We start from the raw sequence: 15103 nt of genomic DNA, 5'->3' as shown, positions 1-15103 counted from the left end.
CACTATTCGCTATTTTTCTGGCGGAATAAAGAGCTCTCCACAAGAACATACTATCACAAACGAACTGTCTGGATTGTTGTAAGGGGGAAATCGCGATGCAGCTATCTGTTGAAATCATCTTTCGAACCTTTACCGCCTTTATTTTGTTATGGATATTTGTTCATTTGCTTGGTAAACAGACGATTACTCAAAGGTCCTATCACCTTTATATCGCTTCAATCACGATGGGGACCATTGCAGGAAATCTAGCATTCAATATTAGAATTGAATTCCCGTATTTTATCGTCGCATTCATGATTATGGGGATCATCGTGTTTATACTGAATTTTGTTGCGGTTCGAAATGCGCGATTCCGGAAATGGATTGCAGGGAAACCTACTACTTTAATTGAAAAAGGGCAAATTCTCGAACAATCAATGAAACGAATGGGGTATTCAATTGATTCTCTGAAACAGGCTTTGCGGGCCAAAGATATCTTCAACATAGAAGAGGTAGAGTGCGCCATTTTAGAGACAAGTGGCGCACTCTCTGTATTAAAAAAACCTCAGTACCAACATACAACCAAGCAGGATTTAAATTTATCTCCCTCAGCAGAAACCATACCGGTAGAGCTCGTCTATAATGGGAAAATCTTATATGAGAACTTATCAGAAAACACCTACGACGAAGAATGGTTAAAGGCGGAGCTTAAAAAAAGAAATCTCGCTGTTTCTGACATTTCGTATGCGGTCGTAGGGACTAAAGGGAATTTATATATTGATTTGTTTAGTGATGAATTACGTTAATGATTCTTGTTTTATCCCTAAGAACAGTTAGATTCCTTCTCGCTCGATGAATTAATCAGCTTCATCAATTCGAAGTATCTAGGACTACGATCTTTCTCCGGAACAGGAGAGAGGTCTTGATAGGGATCAACATAGTTTTCCCTCAGCCAATGCGGTACGATTTCTTTACTTGCTGCCTTTTTAGGCAAAAGAGTTCCAAAATTCCTTTCTGAATTAGAAATTGAACATATTAGAGAGGTTTGTATACAACGATGGAGAATGTGCTATTTGAATTTATGTGTTCGACTAGATGCCGTATTGGGGAAGTTGTAAAATTAAATCGAATAGAAGATAGGAGTTCGATGACAATGACCAAGTTAAGAATCTAAAAGTTATTTTTAAATTTAAAAATACAGAAAGTATATAATCTACTCTTGTTTATAGGAGGACAAACCAATGAATGCACAGGAAAACAAGGTCCAAAAACAAGGATGGATTCCTAAAAAGGAACGAATATGGTTAATCGTGGCGGTCATTATCGCTGCTTTGATAATGCTTTGGGAACTTAAGGGACTATTACAGCTTTCATTAACCACTCTGCACAGCGAGCAGTTCGAACATACATTTGAAAGTTTTGGCTCCATTGCAAGAATTATCTTATTTTTTGTACTTGCTTATTATGTGCTTCTTCGTGTTATTAGGCTTCGTATGCTGAAAGGTCAAGGCAAGGTGAAACAATGGTTGTCCACTTTGCTGCGCTTTGCCCGAAGATGGCATACTCCGGCAGCGATTATTGCCATGGCTTTTATTATCCTACATGCGGTAGCTGTCTTCATGTACGGCTTCAAATTTGATTTTGATAATATAAGTGGATTGCTTTCCTTGCTGGTCTTGCTTCCAGTTCCTATCTCAGGACTATTTCGATATCAGAGGATGGACCGGAAATGGCATTTGCGGTCTGGTGTTGCTTTTGCAATTCTATTTTTAATTCATTCTTTTTTATAATCAACATGCTATAAACCGTATTCCTAATTTAGTATGTGAAGCAGAGTGGAATCATTTTGTTGTGCAAAATGTATATTTTAGAAAAAAGCCGTATATTTAATGAGTTTTCACGCTGTAAGCCCCTAAATAAAAAAGCAAATTCTCATTCGAATTTGCTTTCTCCACAAAGTGCTTAATAGTTATTTAATGGTTAGCGTATTTTGTATAAGAACTAAATCAACTTTCTCATTTTTGTATTTGACTTATCGTTTATCCTGAAACCGCTCCTTCACTAGTTCCTTTTCTATATCGAAATTCATACTATTCGCTGGAATGAGCTGTGGCAGGTGGCATTACGATAGATTCAATTAAGAATATGATAGAATCACGTCCTCATATTGTCATTATCGGATCAGCCATCACGAAAGCAGATCACCCTGGAAAGATAGCAGCAGCATTTAAAGAAATAATCGGATAAGGGAGGTAGGAAAGCGATGAATCAATTAGAAACGATACTATCGGAGATTTCGATTGTTATGAAAAGAATAAACGTTCAGGACATTGAAGCGCTATCCCTTATCATCCATGTTCCAGCAGCTACAAAATACCGAAAAGCGGGGGAACATACAACGATTCAGCCACTCGGATCATTATTCGATCAATGCACTCACATCCTGTTCGACGGAATTTGTCTTGAATATGCTTCCAGAAAACAAGTCAGCCACGAACAAGCTTTTCAAAAGCACAGTAATATGGAATAGAGAACTGTGGATGTACTCTATCTCAATCAGGCCGGATTGTGGAGTAACTGTACTAGGGGTACCGTCAAGAAAATGTGGATTTACAATGCTAGCCCATTTCCAAGACGATTCCCCCAATTTTAACAACGTTAAGGTATTCTTAATGGTCTCAAAGAATCTATAGATACCTTTTTATCAAAATTAAAATGGTATTCTCCTAGTAAATTGATATGTTCCCAGCCTAAGGGGGACATATGGTGCAACAGGTCTTCATTAAAATCTCCTAATCCTTTTTGCATTTTCCTTCTCAAAGATTCATTTGAAATGTAATTAGAATAAAGATCGTTTTTTCAATTCTTCCCATCTCACGTAAAGCTGTAGCAAGGCTGTTCTGCCTAGAGTAAGAACCTAATTTCCCCATAGGTTCCTAAGCTGCTCTATCAAATAACTTGTGTACTAATTACTTGTTTACAAAACATATTTAATAGATTACAATCTGAATAATTGGTAAATTAAGGATATATAATAGAGGATGATTCATGGGAAAATCCGATATCTGTATTCATTTTTTTCTAACTAGGCTTTGCAAAGAGTAAATCGAATTCAAAATCAAATTATTTAGGAGAGATAAAAGATGGAACATATTATTGTCGAAACGAAAGATGGGGTCCGTAAACTGACACTAAACAGACCTGAACGTCTTAATGCTGTAAATGATACACTTAGTAATGAGATTATCCAGGCAATTTCAGAGGCTTCTGCTGACGATGAAGTCCGTGTCATTGTTATTACCGGCAGTGGACGAGGATTCTGTGCAGGTCTTGATTTGACCGATCGTGCGAAGACAAATCCAGACGCTAAATCTCGTCATCAAAAATTAGATGAATTGGGTTGGGTTGGTCATCAAGCATTGGGCATTGTTCATTGTGACAAGCCAGTGATTGCCGCAATCAATGGGATTGCGGCTGGTGCAGGACTCGCGTTAGCTCTGGCTTGCGACATCCGCTTCATGTCTGCTGATGCAAGGGTAACGACTGGATACATTCGCCGTGGTCTCAGTCCTGATGCGGGAATGAGTTATTTTTTACCGCGGTTGGTCGGGCAGGCAAAGGCTGCCGAATTGATTTTAACGGGTAGGGACATTTACCCTGAGGAAGCAGAACGAATTGGATTGGTGAACCGGATATTCTCTGATGAAGAATTGCAGGAACAGGTGATGAACTTTGCACGGGAATTAGCTGCAGGACCGCCGGTAGCGATGACGCTTTCTAAAAGATTGCTTGCTGCAAGCCCTGACACGGATCTTGTAACGATTCTTAAACAAGAGTATGCATTTATTAAACAATGTTTTGGAACCAAAGATGTCCAGGAAGGGATTCAAGCCTTTGCTGAGAAAAGAAAGCCCGTGTTCCAAGGGGAATAGGTAAAAAAAAGCATGCGGGAATAGAGGAGTATCTTACATCAAAGATTAAATAAGCATAGCCCCTTTCTACATGTAGAACGGGATTATGCTTATTTGATTTTAAAAATTAAATAACTGTTTCATCACAACTATAGTTTCACCATTTCAATCACTAATACATGCGACGTTTCATTGGCTTTAATGTGAATATCTTCTTCAACGATTTCTAAAGCATCTCTAGCGTTTAACGTTAGCTCATTAATAGTTGAACTTCCTTCGATTTGAACGAGATATGCTTGTCTGCCTTCTTTGACAGGGAAGCTGATTTCTTTACTTGAATCGAGTTCTAGAGCGTAAAGGTTAGCGTCTTGATTAATTTGAATCGGTGCAGAACCTTCTTTACCCGATACCATATGAAGCCACTTGTTATGTCTTGCTTCCATATCAAAACGAAAATCGCCATAGTGAGGAGTATGGCCCGCTCGATCGGGAATAATCCAAATTTGCAGCATTCTTAATGTGTTGTCACCCATATTATGCTCGCTATGATACACGCCTGTTCCAGCACTCATATATTGAACTTGTCCGCGAGTAATCGTACTTTTATTGCCCATGCTGTCTTGGTGAGTAAGCTCGCCATCTACAACATAAGAAATAATCTCCATATCTTGATGAGGATGCATGTTGAATCCTGTTTGAGCAGCGATTAAATCGTCGTTAATCACTCGCAAAGCGCCGAAGTGGATGTTTTCTGGATTATAGTACTCGGCAAAAGAGAAGTGGAATAAGCTTTGCAGCCAACCGAGATTGCTTTTGCCCATATTGTTGTGGTCTAGTTTTCTTAGCATCGTAAAACTTCCTTTTATATTTTATTTAAGTATCTTTAATTCGAGATAAATTATATACCTTATTTTAGTACAGGTCAATTAAAGATAGTATGTGCAGTTCGTGAATAGTTATTTCCTGCATTTGTACAATTAGGTATAATTTATAGTGTGAATAAGTTTATCAAAGAACAGCGGAAAGATTGGAAATAGAACGTTAATATGTTTGAGGGAGCTGAATGCTCTTTTTTGTCAAGCTTACAAAGGTTTTGAAAAAATCTATATATGCAGTATAGAGGGTGAGGCTATGGAATTTTCATCCAAAAAAGATATGTGGATGGGACTGATTATTTGGGCTTTAATGGGAGTATTTATTTGGATTTTCTATGAATCCACATTTATTGAATTTAATCTTGTAGGAATCATTGTGATGACAATAATGGTTGGGCTGTTGCTATCGATTTGGTTTTGTACACACTACAAAATTGAACAAGGTATACTGAAAATTTCCTATGGACCGATAAAAAAGAGTATCGCTATCGAAGACATTCAATCGATTCGTCCAACAGTCAATCCATTTACCGCTCCAGCACTTTCAATGTATAGAATTGAAATTAATTATCGGAAGTATAAGACCATTTCCATTTCTCCTATCAATCAAGAACGATTTATAAAAGAATTGCAAAAGTTGAATCCCAAAATTCGAATTATGAGTAATGAATAGAGCCTTGCTTCAAGTAAAGAGAGGGAGATTTCCATGAAACAAAAAGTGTTGGTTACGAGAAAACCACCAGAGCATATTTTACAATTACTGAATGATTGTTTTGAAGTAACGCTTTGGGATTGTGAGGAAGAACAGATTCCGCGTGAATTTTTGTTAGAACAGATTGCAGAAGTAGATGGAGTTCTTTGTCTGTTAACGGAACATATCGACGAAGAAGTGATCAACAAAGGAAAAGGGTTAAAGGTCATTAGCAATTTAGCTGTCGGCTATAACAATATTAATGTGGAATATGCTTCGTCAAAGGGAATGATGGTGACGAACACGCCAGGTGTCTTAACGGAGACGACGGCTGATCTAACCTTTGCTCTGTTAATGGCGACTTCTAGAAGATTAGTAGAAGCTTCCGATGTGCTAAGAGAAGGGAAATGGAAAACGTGGTCACCGATGTTTTTAACGGGAATGGATGTGTATGGAGCAACAATTGGCATTATCGGTTTAGGGGAAATTGGAGCGGCAGTTGCTAGGAGAGCAAAAGGCTTTGGAATGGAGTTATTGTATTATAGTCGTACGCAGAAGCCTGCATTAGAACAAGAGTTAGGCATCCAATATGTTTCTCAAGAAGAGTTGCTTAGAAGGTCTGATTTTGTTTGCCTATTAACTCCGTATACGAAAGACACGGAGAATTTGATTACGTTAGAAGAGTTAAAAATGATGAAGAAAACGGCCATTCTGATTAATACAGCAAGAGGCGGCATTGTAAATGAGGATGATTTGGTCACGGCCTTAACAGAAGGAATCATTTGGGGAGCGGGCTTAGATGTATTTGCAGAAGAGCCCATTCCAGTGGAACATCCATTATTAACAGCACCAAATGTAGTGGCTCTTCCGCATATCGGCAGTGCAAGTGTGCAAACAAGAACGAAAATGTGGGAACTGGCAGCACGAAATCTAATTGAAGCTTTGGAGGGGAGAACTCCGCCTCATTTAGTGAATAAGTGAATGGTCAGCTAGTTTAGACGGGTCTTTAGGATGGTTGGTAGAACTTATATACCACTATTTTACAATCCTTAATATATTCTTTATCAATCTTCACGTTCTCCTAAATGAAAATTAATAGTTTACTGGTATTTTTAAGAAGTAATCTATTAGACAAAGAGATAGGAGATGTGTAGAGTGAAAAGAAAATGGTTAGCAGCTTGTGGTGCTCTTGTAATGGCAATTGGTGTGACGACAGGAGGAGGAGAGGCTTTGGCTAAGGAAAAACATAAAGATATCGTAAATGTTTCCCATCGAGGTGCTTCAGGTTATGCACCGGAACATACTCTTGTATCCTATCAAATGGGAGAAAAAATGCATGGCGACTATATTGAAATAGATTTGCAAATGACAAAGGACGGACAGTTAATCGCAATGCATGATGAGAAATTGGACCGGACGACAAACGGGACAGGCCTGGTTAAAGATTATACATTAGCTGAAATTAAAAAACTTGATGCAGGCAGCTGGTTTAATGAAAAATATCCAGAGAGTGCTAATCCAAATTATGAAGGATTACAAGTACCAACTCTTGAAGAAGTGTTTAAAAAGTTCGGAAAAAATGCTAGCTACTATATTGAAACAAAATCACCAGAAACATATCCAGGCATGGAAAAAGAACTTTTACGCTTAATCGATAAATATGACATTAATAAAAAGAGCCTTCTTATTCAGTCTTTTAGCCCTCAAAGTTTAAAAATTATGAATGAACTAGATCCATCCGTTAAGCTTGTTCAATTAATCTCGTATAAAAATTATGCGGTCATTACAGATGATGAAATTGCAGCGATTAAAGAATATGCGATGGGAGTTGGGCCTAATCATACATATTTGAACGAAGAATATGTACAAAAGGTCGTTAACAGCGGCCTTGAACTCCATCCATACACTGTGAATGATAAGGACAGAATGAAGCAGCTTATTGATTGGGGAGTAACGGGAATGTTTACGAATTTCCCAGACAAGCTGCATGAAGTGAAGAAAGGGAAATAAAGCAACCGATCATAATGTTATCGAAAAGGGGATTACATCTGAACAATATGTAGTCTCCTTTTCCTACTGTTAGCAGTACTTTCCCTTCGAATACTGGACAGCATATAGAAAGGATAGATGATATACAAAATAATTTGAGGAAGGTCATTAATTTATATAAAGCAAAACCTTATTTTCCCGTTCCAGGGAGAACTCTTCTCCGTCCTTCAAACATTTAAGAAGGAGCTTAATCAAAATAAACCGTTTTATTTTTTTAAACCAGCTGCAAAGAAGGGACCATTAGCTGTAATGGTCGATAGGATACGAGCCATTTCTTGAGGAGATTCTTTCCTGCCGCTATTCAACCATTGTTGAATGACCCCTATATGTGCCGATGAAATATAAGAAGCTAAATATTGTCCTGGAACAAGTAAATTTTCCTCCTTAACAAGTGCCTCTGGATTATTTCCAAACAGTGTTTTCCACATAAAGTCTTTCAGTCTTGTTTGAAATGTTAAATCTCCTTTGGGACCTAACACAGCTTTCATAAATCCACTATTTTCATTTAGATACTCAAATATTGAAACTACAAGAGGAAATGGTGTTACAGTCGGTGAGTTCGTTTCAAGTGCGGCAATAACACTTGGGAAGTTCTGTTTTGCAATTCTGGACATTTCCAGCATAATTTCTTCTTCGCATTTAGTCATTAAATCGAATTTATCTTGATAATGTGCATAAAATGTACCTCGATTAATTTTCGCTCTAGTTGTTATATCTTTAACGGATATTGCTTCAAAACCTTTTTCTTCTATTAATTCTACTAGTGCATTCCGGATTGATTCTCTTGTCCGAATGACCCTTAAATCGGTATTACTATCTCGCAAGCTACGCCCTCCTTATTATTATCCAACACATTTGTAAAAGGTGTCTTATAACCGACACATCTATGATTTTTGATTATTGAACAGAGAAGGATTCAATTTTATAATTTGAAATAAAATAAACAACAGGTTGTTCGTTATTATAACTCGAAATCAAGGAGGATGAAATATGTTTAAAAACAAACTCGTATTGTTATCACCGATCATCGCATTAGCAGTTATTTTTATTTTTTCACTAACATTATTTCCATCGGTTCAACCACAACCGAAAAATTTGCCTATTGCAATCGTAAATGAGGATGAGGGAGTGGCAATTCCTAATCAACCAAAGTTGAATATGGGGCAAACGATTGTTGACATGATGCAAAAAGATTCAAAAGCAACAACAGATGAAGACCCTGCTGTGAAATGGATTAAAGTAAAAACAGCAGAAGATGCACAAAAAGGAATGGATAACCAAAAATATTATGCAACATTGGTCATTCCGAAAGATTTCAGTGCTAAACAGGCATCATTAAGGACACCAGCACCTTCTTCACCTGAAGTTCAAATATATATCAATCAGGGAATGAATACAGCAGCTTCAACAATGGCAGGACAGATATTGAATGGGATAGTTGACAATCTAAACAACAATGTCCGTAAACAACTGCTTGATGGTTTTGAAAAACAAGGAGCAACTTTAACAACAAAACAAGCTGCAAGCTTAGCAACTCCTATTACAAAAACCGTTACGAATGTGAATGAAATTGGTTCTAATAGTGCAAACGGCAACTCTCCTGTCTCCTTATTCCAACCACTATGGATGGGAAGCTTAGCGAGTGCAGCTATTATCTTTATTGCTGTTAGCAAACTATCAATTACTAATCGAAAAGAGAACTTTGCTGCAAAATCTGCACAAATTTTAATGGGAGCAATTGTTGCTCTTTTCATTGGATTTGGATTAACGTGGTTGGCAGATGGATTGGTAGGATTCAATATTCCACAATTTACGGATACAGCTTTATTTCTAACGATTACTGCCTTTAGCTTTTTCCTAATGATATTAGCTGTGCTTTCATTATTAGGTTTTAAAGGTATACCTATCTTTGTTTTAATGCTTTTCTTTGGTGCACCATTGCTTGCAGTCGCTCCAGAAATGCTGTCTCCATTTTACCGAGATTGGATTTACTCTTGGTTGCCGATGCGATTCATGGTGGAAGGTCTTCGAGAATTATTCTTCTTTGGGGAAGGATTAACCTGGAACGCTCCTGTTTCTGTTCTTGTTTGGATTGGAGTAGTAAGCATCATGGTCATACTGGGTACTGCTTTAAAACGTAATAGAGCGAAGGAAGTAGCACCCGATTCTTGAAACAAGTAAAAAGTAATTACATGGAGATAACATTGAACTATTTGTTGCCATGTTTACCAAAAGAGTCGTTTCTTTTATAAGAAAACGACTCTTTTTACTAAGTATGCGAAAAAATGTATTTAAACAAACATCTCCATCAAATCGAAATGAGAGATAATTTTAAAACAGAAAAATAAAAACCACTCAGAGTGGTTTTTTAATCGTGCATTGCTCCTGCCTCTCGGGAAGTCATTGCACCTTGTCCTTCGCTTACATCTTTTTGAATTTGTTGTTTTACTTTTTGTGCATCCGTTCCGGCAAATTCTGGTTTCATAATAGAACCCAAATTCTCTTTTGCTTGTTGATTCTGTTGCATACAAATCCTCCTCAATTTCTTGTTTAACAATCTTATTATTTACAAAAAAACACTCGGTATATCCCGAGGATTTGAGCGAATTTGACTTAAAGCAAGGGGGCATTAGTACAATAACTAAAGCGCAATTTTTTAAGTCCTTTTTAATTATTTAAAATAGTTCATGATCCATTCTCCAACTAACCCGCCAAGGTAGACTCCGACGATACCTAACACTCCTGCTAAAACAGGGGCTAAAAAACAGCTTCTTTAAATATAGTTAAACTTGCTCAATTTTATTTTTCATTGAGCAAGTTTTTTTGAATTATAGGCATTGAACTGTTGGTAAGCTTATCGTAAAATATAAATAGGATCATTTGTTCGTATGGAAGGGGGTGAAAATAGTGAGTTTGGTATTTAATCGTAAGATTGAAATGTTTTTTAAAAAAGAAGATGAACATTCATTGGACGGACAAAGCAAAATCTGCAATTGGTTGTATAATCAACTCGTACAAGCTGCGAGAGACGATTATGAAAAAGGGTCCCCTTTAGAGCTATTAAAAGGTAGAAATTTACGTGATTATGCAACTAATATGAAAGAAAGTCATCCGTTCCTTCGGACGGTTCATTCGTCTCCGTTAAAGAATACGGCTTTACGTTTAAAAGACGCATATGACCGTTTTTTTACGAAACAAAATGCTTATCCTAAGTTTCGAAGTTGGAAAGAAAAATGGTTCTCTCTTTATTTTGACGAACCAAACAAAGGATTTAAGTTATTAGATTCAAAGACGATTCAAATTTCATTTGGCAAAAATGATAAAGGTCAACAAATCAGAATATCCGGTTCTTTAAAAGAATCCTTTTCTCTTAGAGAATGCGAAGAGATTAAAACTTTTCGCGTATGCAAGCAGCAAGGAAATCGATTCTACGGCATTTTCACGATTGAACGATATGCAAATGGAGAAAAAGCGTTCATTCTAGCTAAAAAACAAGAAGAGAAAGAATGCAAACAACAAGAAAAAGAAGAACGCGAGCGTTTAAAAGCGTTGGGATTAGAAATTCCTAAGCCTAAAAAGCAGAAAAAGAAAAAAGCTAAAACAGAATATCCTGCGTTCCCGGAGGGAACAAGATGGGTAAGTTTAGATCCCAATCATAAAAACTTCTTTGTAGCTGTAGATTATCAAGGTATTTCTTACGAAATGAACAAATTATATCAAACAAAGTATTGGGATAGAAAAATCGATGAAATCAAAAGCAAAAGAGATGTATGTAATCGAAAATCGAGGAAAGGCATAACGACACACGGAAATTCATATTGGGAGCCAAGCATACGATGGAATCGCTATAATCGAGCTTTGAATAAAGCCTATCATACACGACGAGAACAGATTAAAGTCGCGTTATATAGTATGTCTCATTGGTTGTTTGATCAATATGATGTGGTTCTCATTGGCGATTATACGCCAACCAATGATACAGCCTCCTTAGATAATATGAAACGAAGTATGTTGAATCAAGACCACATTGGCGAGCTTCGTAAAATCTTAAAATGGGTCGCTGCTAAACGTGGGAAACAATGTGTAATCGTGGATGAAAAAAACACAACCAAAGAATGTTGTGTTTGCGGTCATAAAGAAAAGAAAGAACCGGACGTTCGTTCTTTTACGTGTGTAATTTGCGAACATACTATCGTTCGCGATGTAAATAGCGCCATTAATATCGCTAAAAAAACATCTATATTGTCTGGCTCAGACTGGGTGGCAGAGTGGATTCTCGATACAACCACCTATGCGGTAAGGTATGATTTGTTTACAATAAGTCACAAGAAACCGATTGTACGCATTAGAAATAATGGTACAAAGAAATTAAATCCTGCGGCTTGACCAAAGGAGCAAAACGTTTATCGGAAATCTACTTATGAGTAATTTATAAGGAAGATTAGGTAAGTTTTGTAGAGCGGGAGCTGGAATCGGAAGTTTTAAACATTTAAATAGAATACCGACTGCTAAACCAGCTACAATACTTAAAATAATTTCTTTCATAAAGCACCACCTTTAAGATATGTGACATCTTAATAGTGGCCCAATTTTGCCATTCTTATTAATTGTCATTTATTTTGTGTTCCCTCTTTTTAAATTTGACTCATTAGTGCATTAAAAAAAGCCTCCTGAAATGGAAGCTCAATCTTGAAGGGCGGCCCCTGCTAGTTTAACGAGAAAAGGCTGTCTTAACGATAACAGCCGGATTTTTATGTATCACATTCATTCGATTACTATCCTTCTAGGAAAACAATCATTTATTGCAATGTTGCAGTCAAAGGGTTATGTTGTTTAATCTCTTGTATGGATAGATTTAAACTATAGTTCGCATGATTGAGAAGTTTATTAAGAAAAAGATTCAATTGTTCTTGCGATTGAACTTTTATTTTTAAATGATAACATCCTTCTCCGGATATTCGGTGAGCTTCAATTACCTCATTTTGATCATTAATAAAACGAATAAATGAATCATGGTTGGCTGTTTTCATGTGAGTAATGACAAATGCTGTAAAGGTCAGCCCTAATTTCATTTCATCGATGATTAGAGAGTAGGCTTTAATTACACCATTTTCCTCAAGTTTTTTAATACGATTCCCAACTGCTTGTCCAGTCATATGAATTTGTTCACCTAAGTCTTTCCATTGAATACGTGAATTTTCAGTTAATACCCTAAGGATTTGAAAATCAATGTTATCAAGTTCCATATAAAATTCCTTTCACCATGAAATGATTTCATATAAAAGTGTTTCATCAAAGTATCGATAAAAATTAAGATATTATTTATGATTTTATTGTAATCTATTTTTGGGATGAGGTGGAAAAAAATGAGTACAGTGTTGATTTTAGTTGATATTCAAAATGACTATTTTCCAAATGGAAAGATGGAATTAAGCAATCCTGTAAAAGCAGCCGCTAATGCTGCTAAAGTTCTTGAATGGTTTAGACAGAATAACAAAGATCATATTTTTCATGTTCAGCATATCGCAAGTGATCCAGGGTTAGGTTTCTTTCTACCGGATACGGAGGGAGTTAAACTAAATGAGGCTGTTCTACCATTAGAACACGAAAGCATTATCAAAAAACATTTTCCTAACAGCTTTTTAAAGACTGAATTAGAAAACAAATTAAGAGAAATTGGAGCGACCAAGCTAGTGATTGTAGGTATGATGACGCATATGTGTATTGATGCCACAGTTAGAGCTGCAGTCGATTTAGGCTTTGAAACCACACTTATCGAAGATGCATGTGCGACAAGAGAATTATCTTATCAAGATAAGGTCATCCCAGCTGAGCAGGTTCATTATGCGTTTGTCAGTGCACTTAATGGAATGTATGCAAATGTTGTTTCGACAGAGGATTTCTTGAAGACACAAAGCTAACGCAGTCTTGAAAAACAACTGATTAAATAGAAATAGGGGAGATTGTTTAAAAAACAGTCTCCTTTCTTGTTGATGTTTAAATTCATAAACATACTATCCTTATTTAGTATAGTGTAGTGCTTTAATTTAAAATATTAAAATTATGTATGAAGAAAAACCCTAACTTTCCATAAGAAAGCAGGGATTTTTGGCGTTTTAATAGACTTAGGGATTTGAACAACTAAGTGGACCTTATTAAAGAAAAGCCCCCGATCGTTGAATAAGCAGATACGCTTTTATGGCATATTCTCTTTGAACTATGCGATTATTTTGTTACTAATAACCTTAATTAAGAAGGTTATACTACTCCTTTGTGTACATAAAAATTCATCAAAATATAGCCTGTAATTTTCTAAATTTCGCTTGTATAGTTACGGTATTATATTTTTTAAGGGAGTGTTTTATTTGTTTTTTAAGCTTACAAAAGAGCAACAACAATTAATGATTTCTGACATTCAATATTTCTTTTCACAAGAAAGAGATGAAGAAATAACTGAATTTGCTGCAGAAAGAGTATTAGACTTCGTTAAGGAGTCCCTTGCTCCTCATTTCTATAACGCTGCTGTGCTAGATGCTAAACAAGTAGTTGAACAGCAAATTTCTTCACTTGAAGATGAACTATTAACGCTTGAACGTCCAATAAAAAGATAAATAACTTTTTCAAGAGTGAATTTGATCATAGTTCACTCTTTTTATTTTGTGGAATCATTTAATCAAACTGAACCTTCTTCAACCTGCTCCGTTTATCTTTTAAACTATTTCTTGAAGAGGCAGCTGTACAAGGAAGTCGTCTTATACAGCTTTTAGTTTTCCATAAAAAAAGCTTTTCTCTCTGTAGTAATCCATTGCTGTAAATCGTCCTGACTGCGTTGGACGAGTCGATTGACTAATACATCATGCCATACATAATCCTCTAATAAATAAATATGAATCGGATCATCTGTATAAAAGGCCATACAGCGCTCTTTAAAGGAAGGCCCATAAATCATTTCTTTCGCATCTATTGAAAGAATAAACCAGTGCTCACTAGAAGTGGCTTCCGTAAAAGGGGTGATGCGATGAACGTCTACATGTTTGACTGGATTTTCAACATGCAGGGTGATGCCTTGCACGGTAACTCGAGCAGCCGCCTCTTTCAAATCCTCCTTCAACACATCGTACATATCGTCCCACATTGAAATAACAACGCGTTTTTCTGCTTTTTTGAGCAATACCTGACAGTAGCTAATAATTGTTTCACGATCCTTTAATGTCATGACACGATTGTCGGGCTTTTTGTCTGTTAGTTCGAGCTGCTTCAATGAATCGCTTACAATTTCATAATTAGATTGCCAGTCTGATTGAGCCTTCTTTAAAAAGATCTCAACAGGCAGCGGTGAATATTGCGTATTATTATTTATTTCCTCCTTCAAGACAATTCCCTTTTCAACAAGATTGCCTAAGACGTCATACACTCGTGCACGTGGAATGCCCGAATCTTTGCTAACTTGATAGGCGGTAACCGTTCCTTGTTTAACAAGAGAAACATAGGATTTAGCTTCATATTCGTTAAAGCCTAGTTTTTTTAGCTGCTGTACTATGTTTTCCACTTCTTTTCCTCCAATAGTTATTTATCTTTATCATATCAAAATATAGCTA

General features: G+C 36.5%; 18 protein-coding genes and 2 pseudogenes. 13 read left to right on the top strand and 7 right to left on the bottom strand.

From position 1 onward, the window contains the following. Positions 1–95: 95 nt before the first annotated feature. From ACE199_RS07915 to ACE199_RS07895, 5 genes and pseudogenes are all read left to right on the top strand, one after another. Complete coding sequence (locus tag ACE199_RS07915) at positions 96–785, top strand: DUF421 domain-containing protein (protein ID WP_375349270.1); 690 nt, start codon at positions 96–98, stop codon at positions 783–785. 180 nt (positions 786–965) lie between these two features. Continuing rightward, positions 966–1108, top strand: a pseudogene (locus tag ACE199_RS07910) (integrase); the annotation flags it as partial. A gap of 112 nt (positions 1109–1220) precedes the next feature. Beyond that, on the top strand, positions 1221–1769 hold the full coding sequence (locus ACE199_RS07905; RefSeq protein WP_375349269.1) for a hypothetical protein: 549 nt from the start codon (positions 1221–1223) through the stop codon (positions 1767–1769). A 319-nt stretch (positions 1770–2088) separates the two neighbouring features. Beyond that, complete coding sequence (locus ACE199_RS07900) at positions 2089–2226, top strand: hypothetical protein (RefSeq protein ID WP_375349268.1); 138 nt, start codon at positions 2089–2091, stop codon at positions 2224–2226. A 16-nt stretch (positions 2227–2242) separates the two neighbouring features. After that, on the top strand, positions 2243–2509 hold the full coding sequence (locus ACE199_RS07895; protein WP_375349267.1) for a phosphoheptose isomerase family protein: 267 nt from the start codon (positions 2243–2245) through the stop codon (positions 2507–2509). Positions 2510–2637: 128 nt separating this feature from the next. On the opposite strand, the pseudogene ACE199_RS07890 reads toward ACE199_RS07895, so the two are convergent. Further along, positions 2638–2909: pseudogene (locus ACE199_RS07890) on the bottom strand (Tn3 family transposase); the annotation flags it as partial. A gap of 213 nt (positions 2910–3122) precedes the next feature. Between ACE199_RS07890 and ACE199_RS07885 the strand changes: the two are divergent. Continuing rightward, positions 3123–3911: an enoyl-CoA hydratase/isomerase family protein gene (locus ACE199_RS07885; RefSeq protein ID WP_375349266.1), complete on the top strand. Its 789-nt coding sequence runs from the start codon at positions 3123–3125 to the stop codon at positions 3909–3911. A gap of 128 nt (positions 3912–4039) precedes the next feature. Here the strand turns inward: ACE199_RS07885 and ACE199_RS07880 are convergent, their stop codons facing one another. After that, positions 4040–4738, bottom strand: coding sequence for a pirin family protein (locus ACE199_RS07880; RefSeq protein ID WP_375349265.1), 699 nt, complete (start codon positions 4736–4738; stop codon positions 4040–4042). Between the two features lie 283 nt (positions 4739–5021). Here ACE199_RS07880 and ACE199_RS07875 point away from each other — a divergent pair, with 283 nt between their 5' ends. From ACE199_RS07875 to ACE199_RS07865, 3 genes are all read left to right on the top strand, one after another. Continuing rightward, positions 5022–5438, top strand: a complete 417-nt coding sequence (locus ACE199_RS07875; RefSeq protein ID WP_375349264.1) for a PH domain-containing protein — start codon at positions 5022–5024, stop codon at positions 5436–5438. A gap of 33 nt (positions 5439–5471) precedes the next feature. Beyond that, positions 5472–6437 (top strand): 2-hydroxyacid dehydrogenase, encoded by a 966-nt coding sequence (locus tag ACE199_RS07870; RefSeq protein WP_375349263.1) that lies wholly within the window; start codon positions 5472–5474, stop codon positions 6435–6437. Between the two features lie 213 nt (positions 6438–6650). Beyond that, positions 6651–7466, top strand: coding sequence for a glycerophosphodiester phosphodiesterase (locus ACE199_RS07865; RefSeq protein ID WP_375349424.1), 816 nt, complete (start codon positions 6651–6653; stop codon positions 7464–7466). Between the two features lie 245 nt (positions 7467–7711). Here ACE199_RS07865 and ACE199_RS07860 read toward each other — a convergent pair whose 3' ends face one another. After that, positions 7712–8329: a TetR/AcrR family transcriptional regulator gene (locus tag ACE199_RS07860; protein ID WP_375349262.1), complete on the bottom strand. Its 618-nt coding sequence runs from the start codon at positions 8327–8329 to the stop codon at positions 7712–7714. Positions 8330–8495: 166 nt separating this feature from the next. On the opposite strand from ACE199_RS07860, the gene ACE199_RS07855 reads away from it, so the two are divergent. Further along, entirely contained in the window at positions 8496–9677 is a 1182-nt protein-coding gene (locus ACE199_RS07855; protein ID WP_375349260.1) for a YhgE/Pip domain-containing protein, read from the top strand. A 196-nt stretch (positions 9678–9873) separates the two neighbouring features. Here the strand turns inward: ACE199_RS07855 and ACE199_RS07850 are convergent, their stop codons facing one another. Further along, positions 9874–10032, bottom strand: a complete 159-nt coding sequence (locus tag ACE199_RS07850) for a hypothetical protein (protein ID WP_164853133.1) — start codon at positions 10030–10032, stop codon at positions 9874–9876. 380 nt (positions 10033–10412) lie between these two features. Between ACE199_RS07850 and ACE199_RS07845 the strand changes: the two genes are divergently transcribed. Beyond that, positions 10413–11891, top strand: a complete 1479-nt coding sequence (locus tag ACE199_RS07845; protein WP_375349259.1) for an RNA-guided endonuclease InsQ/TnpB family protein — start codon at positions 10413–10415, stop codon at positions 11889–11891. On the opposite strand, the gene ACE199_RS07840 is transcribed toward ACE199_RS07845, so the two are convergent. Continuing rightward, on the bottom strand, positions 11874–12050 hold the full coding sequence (locus tag ACE199_RS07840) for a XapX domain-containing protein (protein ID WP_375349258.1): 177 nt from the start codon (positions 12048–12050) through the stop codon (positions 11874–11876). The genes ACE199_RS07845 and ACE199_RS07840 overlap by 18 nt on opposite strands. A gap of 254 nt (positions 12051–12304) precedes the next feature. Beyond that, on the bottom strand, positions 12305–12751 hold the full coding sequence (locus ACE199_RS07835; RefSeq protein WP_375349257.1) for an Lrp/AsnC family transcriptional regulator: 447 nt from the start codon (positions 12749–12751) through the stop codon (positions 12305–12307). Positions 12752–12871: 120 nt separating this feature from the next. Here ACE199_RS07835 and ACE199_RS07830 point away from each other — a divergent pair, with 120 nt between their 5' ends. Next, positions 12872–13426 (top strand): cysteine hydrolase family protein, encoded by a 555-nt coding sequence (locus ACE199_RS07830; RefSeq protein ID WP_375349256.1) that lies wholly within the window; start codon positions 12872–12874, stop codon positions 13424–13426. A 444-nt stretch (positions 13427–13870) separates the two neighbouring features. Continuing rightward, the gene (locus ACE199_RS07825) at positions 13871–14116 is read left to right on the top strand and encodes a DUF2164 domain-containing protein (protein WP_127759372.1); all 246 of its coding nucleotides are present in this window, start codon (positions 13871–13873) and stop codon (positions 14114–14116) included. A gap of 152 nt (positions 14117–14268) precedes the next feature. Here ACE199_RS07825 and ACE199_RS07820 read toward each other — a convergent pair whose 3' ends face one another. Next, positions 14269–15054 carry a TrmB family transcriptional regulator gene (locus ACE199_RS07820; protein WP_375349255.1) on the bottom strand — a complete coding sequence of 262 codons (786 nt, stop codon included), beginning with the start codon at positions 15052–15054 and terminating at the stop codon, positions 14269–14271. Positions 15055–15103 lie beyond the last annotated feature (49 nt).

The sequence above is a fragment of the Peribacillus sp. Hz7 genome, from assembly GCF_042136355.1.
In the GTDB taxonomy this organism is placed as follows: domain Bacteria; phylum Bacillota; class Bacilli; order Bacillales; family DSM-1321; genus Peribacillus; species Peribacillus asahii_A.
Note: the sequence above shows the minus strand (reverse complement) of the source record. Positions and strands in the feature narration are given on the sequence as shown.

What these genes read in the sequence shown, in the direction of transcription:
- ACE199_RS07915 (WP_375349270.1), top strand. Translation starts at nt 96, where the DNA reads ATGCAGCTATCTGTTGAAATCATCTTTCGAACCTTTACCGCCTTTATT.
- ACE199_RS07905 (WP_375349269.1), top strand. Translation starts at nt 1,221, where the DNA reads ATGAATGCACAGGAAAACAAGGTCCAAAAACAAGGATGGATTCCTAAA.
- ACE199_RS07895 (WP_375349267.1), top strand. Translation starts at nt 2,243, where the DNA reads ATGAATCAATTAGAAACGATACTATCGGAGATTTCGATTGTTATGAAA.
- ACE199_RS07885 (WP_375349266.1), top strand. Translation starts at nt 3,123, where the DNA reads ATGGAACATATTATTGTCGAAACGAAAGATGGGGTCCGTAAACTGACA.
- ACE199_RS07880 (WP_375349265.1), bottom strand. Translation starts at nt 4,738, where the DNA reads ATGCTAAGAAAACTAGACCACAACAATATGGGCAAAAGCAATCTCGGT.
- ACE199_RS07875 (WP_375349264.1), top strand. Translation starts at nt 5,022, where the DNA reads ATGGAATTTTCATCCAAAAAAGATATGTGGATGGGACTGATTATTTGG.
- ACE199_RS07870 (WP_375349263.1), top strand. Translation starts at nt 5,472, where the DNA reads ATGAAACAAAAAGTGTTGGTTACGAGAAAACCACCAGAGCATATTTTA.
- ACE199_RS07865 (WP_375349424.1), top strand. Translation starts at nt 6,651, where the DNA reads ATGGCAATTGGTGTGACGACAGGAGGAGGAGAGGCTTTGGCTAAGGAA.
- ACE199_RS07855 (WP_375349260.1), top strand. Translation starts at nt 8,496, where the DNA reads ATGTTTAAAAACAAACTCGTATTGTTATCACCGATCATCGCATTAGCA.
- ACE199_RS07850 (WP_164853133.1), bottom strand. Translation starts at nt 10,032, where the DNA reads ATGCAACAGAATCAACAAGCAAAAGAGAATTTGGGTTCTATTATGAAA.
- ACE199_RS07840 (WP_375349258.1), bottom strand. Translation starts at nt 12,050, where the DNA reads ATGAAAGAAATTATTTTAAGTATTGTAGCTGGTTTAGCAGTCGGTATT.
- ACE199_RS07835 (WP_375349257.1), bottom strand. Translation starts at nt 12,751, where the DNA reads ATGGAACTTGATAACATTGATTTTCAAATCCTTAGGGTATTAACTGAA.
- ACE199_RS07830 (WP_375349256.1), top strand. Translation starts at nt 12,872, where the DNA reads ATGAGTACAGTGTTGATTTTAGTTGATATTCAAAATGACTATTTTCCA.